This window comes from Tenacibaculum aquaeponti (genome assembly GCF_057221555.1).
Map to the genome: position 1 here is coordinate 2,572,385 of NZ_CM170147.1, position 11,208 is coordinate 2,583,592.

The following is an 11,208-nucleotide window of genomic DNA, read 5'->3' on the forward strand; positions in this document are numbered from 1 at the left end:
ATATAGATACGCACTTACTTCTGCGATGTATTTAACAGTAATATCAGTTGTTATTGCTGTTTTTTCGTATTTGTCATTTTTTAAATCGTTAGGTTTAGTTGCTATTATTATCTTCGGAATACTACTGTTTACAATTTCGTTTTTTGTAATTCAGTACAGAGCAGAACATTTTATATATCAAAGGGTTAAGAAATTATATCAAGATATTTCTATTCTAGATATTCAAGATTTAAAGAGGGATAAAATTACTACAGATATTGAAGATTTTACAAAAACCGTTCAAGAATATGTAGAAGATAAAAAAGAAGAGATTGCTAATTTAACTGAAAGAGATTCATTTCGTAGAGATTTCTTAGGGAATGTTGCTCATGAATTAAAGACCCCCCTTTTTACTGTTCAAGGTTATATCTTAACTTTAATTGAAGGAGCAGCCAATGATAAAGTAATCCGAGATAAATATTTAGAAAGAGCAAATAAAGGTGTAGAGCGTTTAACTTCCATAGTGAAAGATTTGGATATGATTGCCAAATTAGAAACAGATGGAATGAAAATGAAAATAGAACCTTTTAATATTATTGAATTAATTCAAACGGTTTTTGATCTGTTCGAAATGAAAGCTAAAAAGAGAAATATTCAGTTAGTTTTCGATAAGGTTTATGATTTTCCTTTGTTTGTAAAAGGAGATGTAGAACGAATAGAACAAGTACTAATTAACTTAATTGTAAATTCTATTAAGTACGGTAAAGTTGATGGAGTTACTACTGCAAGTGTTGAATCGTATAACGAAAACAAGTTTGTAATTAAGATTTCTGATGACGGAGAAGGAATTAAACAAGAACATATTCCTAGATTGTTTGAACGTTTTTATCGTGTAGATCAGAGTAGGTCTAGAGAACAAGGAGGTTCAGGTCTCGGACTTTCTATAGTAAAGCACATCATAGAAGCACATAACGAAACAATTTTACTTAAAAGCATTTTTGGTGAAGGATCAGAATTTTCTTTTACCTTAGAAAAAGCAATCTAATTTATAACAAAAATACAATTTAATTGAATAAATTGTATTTTCGTTATATGCCAATAGACTTAGAACTACAAGTAAAAACGTTACCAAATTCACCAGGGGTTTATCAATATTTTGATAAAGAGAATACTATTATTTATGTTGGTAAGGCAAAAAATTTAAGGAAGCGAGTTTCTTCATATTTTACTAAAAATCATGAATATGGAAAGACAAGAGTCTTAGTGAAAAAGATTGTAAAAATTGAGCATATTGTTGTTGATACAGAAACAGATGCTTTATTATTAGAAAATAACTTAATTAAGAAATATCAACCAAGGTATAATGTGTTGCTAAAAGATGATAAATCGTATCCTTGGATTTGTATAAAAAAAGAACGTTTCCCTAGAATATTTATTACAAGAAGAGTTGTTAAAGACGGATCGGAATATTTCGGGCCATACACAAGTGTAAAAACTGTACATAATCTATTAGATTTAATAAAACAATTATATCCCCTTCGTACATGTAATTACGATCTTAGTGAACCAAAAATACAATCAGGAAAATACAAAGTTTGTTTAGAGTATCATCTTAAAAATTGTAAAGGACCTTGTGAAGCTTATCAAAATGAAGAATCTTACGCAAAAAATGTAAGAGAGATAAGAAATATCATCAAAGGAAATTTTAAAGAAAGCCTAGAAAGTTTACATAAAATAATGATGGGTTATGCTGCTGATATGAATTTTGAAGAAGCGCAACGTATTAAAGATAAATTAGATTCATTAAAGAATTATCAAGCAAAGTCAACCATTGTAAATCCGAGTATTAATAATGTTGATGTATTTTCAATTATCTCTGATGAAACACATGGTTATGCGAATTTCTTTAAAATAATGAATGGGGCAATTGTACAATCATATACTACAGAAATCAAGAAAAAATTAGACGAATCAGATAAGGAGTTGTTAGAGCTTTTTATCGTTGAAACTCGTCAGCGATTTAATTCATTATCAAGAGAAGTTTATGTTCCGTTTGAACTCGATTTAGGAGAGAAAATTAAGGTTACGGTTCCTAAATTAGGAGATAAAAAAAGAATTGTAGATTTGTCATTACGAAATGCTAAATATTATAGACAAGAGCAATTCAAACAAATAAAAATTGTAGATCCAGATCGCCATACAAAAAGGATTATGGCGCAAATGCAAAAGGATTTACGTTTGAGCAAAGAACCAAGACACATAGAGTGTTTTGATAATTCAAATATTCAAGGAACAAATCCTGTAGCAGCTTGTGTAGTTTTTAAAGACGGAAAGCCAAGCAAGAAAGATTATCGACATTTTAATATTAAAACAGTAGAAGGACCAGATGATTTTGCTTCTATGGAAGAAGTAGTTTTTCGAAGGTATAAAAGACTTTTAGAAGAAGATAAACCATTGCCGCAATTAATTGTTATTGATGGAGGTAAAGGTCAATTATCATCTGCTTTAAAGAGTTTAGATGTTTTAGGATTAAGAGGAAAGATAGCTATTATCGGAATCGCAAAACGCTTAGAAGAAATTTATTACCCAGGAGATAGTATTCCATTATATTTAGATAAGAAATCCGAATCTTTAAAAATCATACAATACCTTCGTAATGAAGCACACCGATTTGGAATTACGTTTCATAGAAATAAGAGGAGCAAAAGTGCAATTCAATCTGAGTTAGAACAAATTCCAGACGTAGGCAAACAAACGATAACGAATTTATTACGAAAATTTAAATCAGCAAAAAGAGTTAAAAGTGCTACTTTAGAAGAGTTAATAGAGGTGGTTGGAAACGCTAGAGCAAAAAAAGTTTTCGATTATTACCATACAAAAAAAGACAAATGAAAAAGCTAATTCTAATATTAATATTACCATTATTAATTTATGCTCAAGAGCAACCAAAAGTAGGTTTAGTTCTCAGTGGAGGTGGAGCAAAAGGTTTTGCTCATGTAGGTGTATTGAAAGAATTAGAAAAGCTTGATGTACAGATAGATTATATCGGGGGTACAAGCATGGGAGCTATAGTTGGAGGAATGTACGCTTCTGGTTATAGTCCAGATCAAATAGAACATATTATTACTGATATAGATTTTTTATCAGTAATTCAAGATAATATTTCTAGAGAAGACAAATCGTATTTCGAAAAAGCATTTTTAGAGAAAACTGCAGTTAGTCTTCCTATTAAAAACGGAAGTATAGGCTTACCTTTAGGATTGTCTAAAGGACAAAACGTTTTAAATTTTCTTACAGAACTTTTAGCTCCAGTTGATAATGTTGATGATTTTACTAAACTTCCTATACCTTTTTTTTGTATAGCTACAGATACTGAATCTGGTGAAGAAGTGATGATAGAAAAAGGTTCGCTTCCTTTGGCCTTAAGAGCTAGTGCATCTTTCCCTTCATTGTTAAATCCTGTTGAAGTTGAAAATCGATTATTGATGGATGGTGGTGTTGCCAATAATTTTCCTGTTGATAAAATGCAAGAAAAAGGTTTAGATATAATTATAGGAGTTAATGTGCAGGGAACATTGTTAAAAAGAGAAGAATTAACTTCAGTAGCATCTTTATTAAGTCAGATTGTAAATTTTCAGATGTATAAAAAATCTGATCAACAAGTAAAAAGACTAGATATTCACCTTCACCCTAATATTGAAGATTATAATGTAGTTTCATTCGATAAAAAAAGTGAGATTATTAGGGCAGGTGTAAAATCGGTAAAACCTTATTTAAAAGTTTTTAAGGAAATAGCTGAAAAACAGAAGATAAAAAGAGAAAAAAAAGAAATTGTTTATAAGGATAAGCAATTTTTAATTGATAGAATTATACTTAAAGGAAATAAATATTATACTCAAGATTACATCTTAGGTAAGTTAAGATTGAAAGAAGGAGATTCTGCTTCATATAGAGATATTTCGAAAAAAGTTAACACACTTACTGCTTCAAAAAATTTCCAAAGAATTGATTATACTTTAAAGAATTCATTTAAAGGAAAAAAATTAGAAGTTGTTGTAAAAGAGAATGATATAAAAAGTTTTTTAAGTTTAGGAGTGCATTATGATTTATTGTATAAGACAGGAGTTCTATTAAATTATAATCAGAAAAAAATACTTTCTTCTAACGACGAAATATCTTTAGATTTAGTCATTGGAGATGATGTTCGTTACGATTTTCAATATTTTATAGACAATGGTTTTTTGTTAAGTTATGGTGTTTCATCGAGATTTAATTCTTTTGAAACAGATGTGCTCTTTAATGAAAATAACTTAAATAAGATTAATGTAAACTATAGAGATTTTACAAATAGAATTTTTGCTCAAACAGTTTTAAATAAAAGAACGGCTTTTGGTTTAGGGTTAGAATTTAAAAATCTTAAAGTTTCTTCCGATACTTTTTTAACAAATGAGGAAGAAACAATTTTTGATAGCAGTAACTATTTGAGTTCCTTTGCTTTTCTGAACATAGATACTTATAACAAAAGCATGTTTCCGACAAAAGGATTTTTGGTAAATGCGAATTTTAAGTGGTTTATGTGGTCGAATAGAAATAGTAGCCTTACAGATTTCGCAAATGGTAGTGTAGGTTTTAACCAATACTCGCAAGTAGATGCATTGTTTAGTTATGCAACAACATTTTGGGAGAAATTTACATTTTTAAATTCATATCAATTTGGAGCTACTTTAGGAGAAGAAGATTCAGAAATTTTTGATTATCGTATCGGTGGGTATAATCAAAATTATATCAATAATTTTATTCCTTTTTATGGTTATGGTATTTCTTCTCTGTCAAATCAATCATTCTTAAAATCAGAATTTCATCTGCGATATCAACCTTTTAAGAAGAATTACATCAGTTTAATTGCAAACTATGGTAGAGTAGCAAAAAATGTTTTTAGAAGAGGAGAGCTTTTAAAAGACACCAAATCTGGTTATGGGATAGGTTATGGATTAGAAACTATAATTGGTCCTATAGAGTTAAAGTATACATGGTCGCCTGATCACGACGATAAGTTTTTGGTTTTTAACTTAGGTTTCTGGTTTTAAAATAAAAAACCTACCTGAAATACATCAAGTAGGTTTTGATTTCTTAATAAGAAAATTGCCTTATTTATTTTTCTTCTTGTAAGAGAAATGGTATTGTAAATACTGATACGCATCTCTAGGTATAATTTTAATCCATTTTTTATGTCTTAAAAACCAATTAAAGCGAATAGATTTTAGTAAACCTTTAGTTAAATAGGCGTAAATAAATGGATGCACATTTAACGTGATCTCTTTGTATTCTGTTTGACTATTAACTATTTTATCTAATTCTGCTTCAATTTTATCAATTAAAACAATTGGAGCTTCTACTTCTCCATTTTTGTTAGGATTAGGTTCACGTGTTTTAATTTCGAGTTCAGGTCTAACTCGCTGTCTTGTAATTTGAACAAGTCCAAACTTACTTGGAGGTAGTATTTTATGCTTTGTCCTATCCAAAGCCATAACTTCTCTAAAGTGTTGAAATAGTTTTTGTCTGTTTTCTGCAGACTTCATATCAATAAAATCAACAACTATAATTCCTCCCATATCGCGAAGTTGTAATTGTCTGGCTATCTCTGTAGCAGCAATTAAGTTCACTTCTAAAGCAGTTTCTTCTTGATTTTTTGCTTTATTTGAGCGGTTACCACTATTTACGTCAATAACATGCAGTGCTTCTGTATGTTCTATAACTAAATAGGCTCCCTTACTCATAGATACGGTTCTACCAAAGGAAGTTTTAATTTGGCGTTCTATACCGTACTTTTCAAAAATTGGAATGTTTGATCTGTGAAGTTTTACAATGTTTTCTTTTTCAGGAGATATTTCTTGTAAATACTCCTTAATTTCTAACATTAAACTTTCATCATTTGTTACAATACTTGTAAAAGAGTCATTCATAACATCTCTCAATATAGAAGATGCTCTGTCTAATTCACTTAAAACTTTTGTTGGTGTGTTTGTATTTGGAATTCTTTTACATAAAGATTTCCACCTGTTAAGTGAATTTTGTAAATCTTTATCAAGCTCTGCTACTTTTTTACCTTCAGCAACAGTACGCAAAATAAGCCCAAACCCTTTAGGTTTAATGCTTTTTGCTAGCTTTTTTAAACGCTCTTTTTCGTTATTATCAGTAATTTTCTGAGATACTGATACTCTGTTAGAAAAAGGGACTAATACTAAATATCTACCAGCGATTGATAATTCTGAACTTATCCTTGGACCTTTAGTAGATATAGGTTCTTTTACAATTTGTACTAATAAATTTTGACCTGATTTTAGTACATTGTTAATACCTCCGTCTTTGTCGATATCATCTTCAAAGCGAAAGTTTTTTAAAGTGAACTCTTTAAATTTACCCGTGCTTACTTTTTTAATAAACTTGTTTAATGATTGAACTTGCGGACCTAAATCATGATAATGTAAAAAACCATCTTTAGGATAACCAACATTTACGAATGCAGCATTTAAACCTGTCATAACTTTTCCTATCTTGGCTAGAAAAATATCACCGACAGAGAATTTGTTGTCGCTTGTTTCTTTATTCAATTCAACAAGTCTACCATCTCTTAATAAGGCAAAATCAATATCAGAAGAATTGGAACGAATAATTAATTCTGTTTTCATCTGAATAAATTTTGTGTCAACGATTAATACGAAGACTGATTAAGATTTTTAAGCAGGTATTTTGTAATACCCGTTTGAGGATTTAAACCTCAATTTCAAAGAACTTGATGCTTTTTAAAAGCAAATGAAAAAGTAAGTAGAAAACTACTTACTTTTTCTTGTGACGATTAGCTCTTGCTCTTTTCTTTCTTTTATGTGTAGAGATCTTAGCTCTCTTTCTTTTTTTACCACTAGGCATATTAAAAATGTTTTAAAACTCTTTTAAAAGAGTAGGTTAATATCTTACTTAACTGCAACTTTAGCTTTAACACCTTCTGTAAAAGTCTTAGCAGGCTTAAATGCTGGAATGTTGTGTGCAGGAATTTTAATTGTAGTGTTTTTAGAAATATTTCTACCTGTTTTTTCAGCTCTAGTTTTAATAATAAAGCTTCCAAAACCTCTTAAATATACATTATCTCCACTCTCTAAAGAATCTTTAACTTCAGACATAAATGCCTCTACAGTAGCTAAAACATCTGCCTTCTCTATCCCTGTCTTGTCTGAAATCTTCGATACGATATCTGCTTTTGTCATTGTATATATACTTTTATATTATATGTTGTGAATTTAATTTTACGAGGGTGCAAATATATGATAATTAATCAATTCGTAAAATATTTGTTCTTAAAAAAATCTAAATAAAATACAGTAATTTTGTCAATACAACTTTGGATGGATGGAATTTAATAAGGTGTTGATAGACTGGTATTTAAAAAACAGTAGAGAATTACCATGGAGAAAAACTAAAAAACCATATAATATTTGGCTAAGTGAAATCATGTTACAACAAACAAGAGTTGCGCAAGGTTTACCATATTATTTAAGATTTATAGAGGCTTTTCCTACGGTTTTTGACCTAGCAAATGCCGATGAAGAAAATGTGTTGAAACTATGGCAAGGTTTGGGGTATTATTCAAGAGCTAGAAATTTACATTTTACAGCAAAGTATATCGCAAATGATCTTAATGGGAAGTTTCCTAATACATATAAAGGTCTATTAAAATTAAAAGGAGTTGGAGATTATACAGCTTCAGCTATAGCATCTATTTGTTTTAATGAGGCAGCTGCGGTGGTAGATGGTAATGTTTATAGAGTACTTGCTAGATATTATGGTGTAGATACTGCTATTAATTCCGCAAAAGGAATTAAAGAGTTTAAAGAATTAGCTCAACAAGCAATAGATGCTGATAGAATTGGAATATACAATCAAGCAATAATGGATTTTGGAGCTATTCAATGTAAACCTAAAAGTCCAGATTGTACAGTTTGTCCGTTAAATGAAAGTTGCGTAGCTTTAGAAAAAAGTAAAGTTGATGTTCTTCCCGTAAAAGAGAAGAAATTAAAAGTAAAAAAACGTTTTTTTAATTACCTCGTTTTAAATACAAACAATAAAACCATCTTGAAAAAAAGAGAAGGTAAAGGAATTTGGGAAGGTTTGTTTGAGTTTCCTTTAATTGAAACTTCAAAAAGTATCCAGGTAGAAGAGTTAATATCAAATGAAGAATTTGTTGGTTTTTTTCCTAACGATACTAAAATTAAATTATTCAACTCAAAAGATATTGTGCACAAATTATCTCATCAGCATTTGCATACAAAATTTTGGATAGTTGAAGGTAAAACAACAAATCAACAGGTTGTGAATTGGGATAATATTGATACTTATCCAGTTCCAATATTGATCCATAATTTTTTAAATGAATACAAAACAAGCAAAAACTAAATTCGTATATTTGAAATTACACAAGTGTAAATAATGGCAGGAACAATAAATAAAGTAATACTTATTGGTCACTTAGGAGATGAAGTGAAGATGTATAGATTTGATGAAGGTAATGCGGTTGGACGTTTTCCTTTAGCTACTAATGAAACATATACAAACCGACAAACAGGTGAAAGGGTTTCTAATACCGATTGGCATAATATTGTTGTGAGGAATAAACTTGCCGAAATTTGTGAGAAATATTTAAGTAAAGGAGATAAGGTGTATCTTGAAGGTAGAATTAAAAACCGTCAATATGAAGTTGAAGGACAAAAGAGATATACTACAGAGATTCATGTTCAGGAGATGACTTTTTTAACAACTAAAAAAGAGTTAAATACTCCAGGTGAACAGCCACAACCTCCAGTGCAAAATAGTAGTCAAAGTGTTTCTAATGAAGACGATGATTTACCGTTTTAGTTTAACCAAAATTTAAGAATTGGACCCAGAACCCCATTTTTTACTTATAGCAAGTACCACTTTTTTAAATTCAATAAGTTTAATAGTTTTATTAATTCTTTTAATTTGTTCTGCATTAATTTCGGGTGCAGAAGTTGCCTTTTTTTCATTATCACAAACAGAATTAGATGAACTTTCAGAAAAAAGTAAAGGAAAAAACACCGTAGTAAAACTTTTAGAAAAGCCACAAAAGCTTTTAGGAACAATCTTAATCACTAATAACTTCATCAATATTTTGGTGGTTTTAATTTTTGCTTCTCTTGATGAGTTTATGTTTGGAAATATGAATTTTTCTTTGGATTTAATTTTCTTCATTATACCGGCTTCAGTAGTAAAAATTATAGTTCAAGTAGGGTTGGTAACATTTTTAATTTTACTGTTTGGAGAAGTTTTACCAAAGGTATACGCGAGTAGGAAATCTCTTCAGTTTGCTAGTTTTATAGCAAAACCTTTAGATGTTTTAAATGCAATTTTAAGTCCATTAAGCATTCCGCTTACAAGTGTTACAACGATAATTGAAAGAAAACTAGGAAATAAAAATAACAATTTATCTGTAGAGAGATTATCACAAGCTTTAGAGTTAACATCCGAAAACGCAACCACTAAAGATGAACAAAAAATACTAGAAGGAATTGTTACTTTCGGAAATACCGAAACGGTACAAATTATGAAACCTAGAACAGATGTTTGTGCAATATCAAAAGCAGACTCTTATGATAAAGTTTTAAGTACAATCTTAAAAAATGGATATTCAAGAAACCCTGTATACGAAGAAAATATCGATAATATTATAGGTGTTTTGTATGCAAAAGATTTATTAGCACACTTAAATAAGAAGAATTTCGATTGGTTGTCTTTATTAAGAAAACCATTCTTTGTTCCTGAGAATAAAAAGTTGGATGATTTATTAAAGGATTTTCAGGAAAGAAAAAATCATTTGGCAATAGTGGTTGATGAATATGGAGGAACAAGTGGAATTGTTACTTTAGAAGATGTAATTGAAGAAATTGTTGGAGATATAAACGATGAGTTCGATGATGATGATTTAACATATTCAAAATTAGATGCTAATAATTTTATTTTTGAAGGTAAGGTAACAATAAGAGATTTATGTAGGGTTTTAGATGAAGATGAAGATGTTTTTGAAGATGATAAAGGAGAAAGTGAAACTTTAGCCGGTTTTATTTTAGAAGTGTCTGGAAAGTTTCCTAAAGTGGGAGAAAAAATAAACTTTAAAAATTATACATTTACTATAGAAAATTTAGATAGAAAAAGAGTAAAACAGATAAAAGTAACAAAAAATGTATAGGTATTTGTGCGGTTTTTTATTGTTGATTTTGATGAGTTGTGGAGGTGAAACTTTACCAAAACCGAAAGCATATTTAAGCTTGAATTATGCAAAACCAAGTTATCAGAAAATCAATGTGGAAAGACCATATACTTTCGAGGTTTCCAATGTAGCAAAAGTAAAATCGCTACCTAAAAATTGGTTAAAAATTCAATATCCAGAATTAAAAGCCTCTGTAGATATTACTTACAGACCCGTTAATGATAATCTTAAAGAATTGTTGCTTGAAGCAGAAAAATTAGTTTTTGAACATACGGTTAAAGCTGATAATATTTCTAATACAGAAGATTATATTAATAAAGAAAAAAAAGTATACGGGAAAATGTATTTCATTTATGGAAACGCAGCTTCTCAGGTGCAATTTCATGTTACCGATAGTGTGCAGCACTTTTTAAAAGCTTCGTTATTTTTCTATTCTAAACCTAACTTTGATAGTGTTTTGCCAGCTGTAGATTATGTTAAAAAAGATATGGTTAAAATGATGGAAACTTTAGAGTGGAAAAATATTGATTAAAATGCCTGCTATGGAATTAGAAAACAACGAAAAACTCTTCAAAGTATTACATCAAATAATTTCAGATAAGCATTATGAAGGAATCATAAGTCCTACAAATTTTGAGCTCCAAAGAGCTTCAAAATCTAATAATATTAAAATTTTAGGAGTTTTAAAGGAGGATGATTTATTTGATATTAAACACGATTATGTATTTCCTACGAATTATAGTTTTAGAATTTTTCTCATAATTCTTTTAGTGGCAATTGTTGTTTTTGCTATTCAAAGTAATTGGTTTCCATTAATTCTTTTTTTTGTGTTAGGCGTGGGATTATTGATGAGTTTTAAAGTAAAAGGAGAGAAACAAAAAGAACTTTTCATAGAGCGATTTTTAGAGACCAAAAGAAGATTATTTAAAGAGGATTTTCAGTAATCAAATTCA

At 29.4% G+C, this 11,208-nt stretch carries 10 protein-coding genes; 8 read left to right on the top strand and 2 right to left on the bottom strand.

From position 1 onward, the window contains the following. The first annotated feature begins 25 nt into the window (after positions 1 to 25). The 3 genes from AC2TEO_RS11600 to AC2TEO_RS11610 are packed head-to-tail and all read left to right on the top strand — an operon-like array spanning position 26 to position 5,066. Positions 26 to 1,024, top strand: a complete 999-nt coding sequence (locus AC2TEO_RS11600; protein ID WP_442267762.1) for a sensor histidine kinase — start codon at positions 26 to 28, stop codon at positions 1,022 to 1,024. A gap of 47 nt (positions 1,025 to 1,071) precedes the next feature. Beyond that, positions 1,072 to 2,871 (top strand): excinuclease ABC subunit UvrC, encoded by a 1,800-nt coding sequence (gene uvrC, locus AC2TEO_RS11605; RefSeq protein ID WP_442267763.1) that lies wholly within the window; start codon positions 1,072 to 1,074, stop codon positions 2,869 to 2,871. Beyond that, positions 2,868 to 5,066: a patatin-like phospholipase family protein gene (locus tag AC2TEO_RS11610; protein ID WP_442264985.1), complete on the top strand. Its 2,199-nt coding sequence runs from the start codon at positions 2,868 to 2,870 to the stop codon at positions 5,064 to 5,066. Before uvrC ends, AC2TEO_RS11610 begins: the two co-directional genes overlap by 4 nt. A 60-nt stretch (positions 5,067 to 5,126) precedes the next feature. Here AC2TEO_RS11610 and AC2TEO_RS11615 read toward each other — a convergent pair whose 3' ends face one another. Together AC2TEO_RS11615 and AC2TEO_RS11620 are read right to left on the bottom strand one after the other, a co-directional pair. Further along, complete coding sequence (locus tag AC2TEO_RS11615; protein ID WP_442264986.1) at positions 5,127 to 6,668, bottom strand: Rne/Rng family ribonuclease; 1,542 nt, start codon at positions 6,666 to 6,668, stop codon at positions 5,127 to 5,129. Positions 6,669 to 6,950: 282 nt separating this feature from the next. Continuing rightward, entirely contained in the window at positions 6,951 to 7,241 is a 291-nt protein-coding gene (locus AC2TEO_RS11620) for an HU family DNA-binding protein (protein ID WP_075340504.1), read from the bottom strand. A gap of 142 nt (positions 7,242 to 7,383) precedes the next feature. Here AC2TEO_RS11620 and mutY point away from each other — a divergent pair, with 142 nt between their 5' ends. Genes mutY through AC2TEO_RS11645 form a run of 5 tightly spaced genes read left to right on the top strand, consistent with a single transcriptional unit; the run spans position 7,384 to position 11,199 of the window. Further along, on the top strand, positions 7,384 to 8,427 hold the full coding sequence (gene mutY, locus AC2TEO_RS11625) for an A/G-specific adenine glycosylase (protein ID WP_442264987.1): 1,044 nt from the start codon (positions 7,384 to 7,386) through the stop codon (positions 8,425 to 8,427). A gap of 33 nt (positions 8,428 to 8,460) precedes the next feature. Further along, complete coding sequence (locus AC2TEO_RS11630) at positions 8,461 to 8,886, top strand: single-stranded DNA-binding protein (protein WP_442264988.1); 426 nt, start codon at positions 8,461 to 8,463, stop codon at positions 8,884 to 8,886. A 19-nt stretch (positions 8,887 to 8,905) separates the two neighbouring features. Continuing rightward, complete coding sequence (gene gldE, locus AC2TEO_RS11635; RefSeq protein ID WP_442264989.1) at positions 8,906 to 10,234, top strand: gliding motility-associated protein GldE; 1,329 nt, start codon at positions 8,906 to 8,908, stop codon at positions 10,232 to 10,234. Further along, positions 10,227 to 10,787: a gliding motility lipoprotein GldD gene (gene gldD / locus AC2TEO_RS11640; protein ID WP_442264990.1), complete on the top strand. Its 561-nt coding sequence runs from the start codon at positions 10,227 to 10,229 to the stop codon at positions 10,785 to 10,787. Before gldE ends, gldD begins: the two co-directional genes overlap by 8 nt. Before the next feature lie 10 nt (positions 10,788 to 10,797). Beyond that, positions 10,798 to 11,199, top strand: coding sequence for a hypothetical protein (locus AC2TEO_RS11645; protein WP_442264991.1), 402 nt, complete (start codon positions 10,798 to 10,800; stop codon positions 11,197 to 11,199). Positions 11,200 to 11,208: the final 9 nt, after the last annotated feature.

Bases quoted from the DNA above. Each gene is read 5' to 3' on its own strand.
- uvrC (WP_442267763.1), top strand. From the start codon at position 1,072: ATGCCAATAGACTTAGAACTACAAGTAAAAACGTTACCAAATTCACCA.
- AC2TEO_RS11620 (WP_075340504.1), bottom strand. From the start codon at position 7,241: ATGACAAAAGCAGATATCGTATCGAAGATTTCAGACAAGACAGGGATA.
- AC2TEO_RS11600 (WP_442267762.1), top strand. From the start codon at position 26: ATGTATTTAACAGTAATATCAGTTGTTATTGCTGTTTTTTCGTATTTG.
- mutY (WP_442264987.1), top strand. From the start codon at position 7,384: ATGGAATTTAATAAGGTGTTGATAGACTGGTATTTAAAAAACAGTAGA.
- AC2TEO_RS11630 (WP_442264988.1), top strand. From the start codon at position 8,461: ATGGCAGGAACAATAAATAAAGTAATACTTATTGGTCACTTAGGAGAT.
- AC2TEO_RS11645 (WP_442264991.1), top strand. From the start codon at position 10,798: ATGGAATTAGAAAACAACGAAAAACTCTTCAAAGTATTACATCAAATA.
- gldD (WP_442264990.1), top strand. From the start codon at position 10,227: ATGTATAGGTATTTGTGCGGTTTTTTATTGTTGATTTTGATGAGTTGT.
- AC2TEO_RS11610 (WP_442264985.1), top strand. From the start codon at position 2,868: ATGAAAAAGCTAATTCTAATATTAATATTACCATTATTAATTTATGCT.
- AC2TEO_RS11615 (WP_442264986.1), bottom strand. From the start codon at position 6,668: ATGAAAACAGAATTAATTATTCGTTCCAATTCTTCTGATATTGATTTT.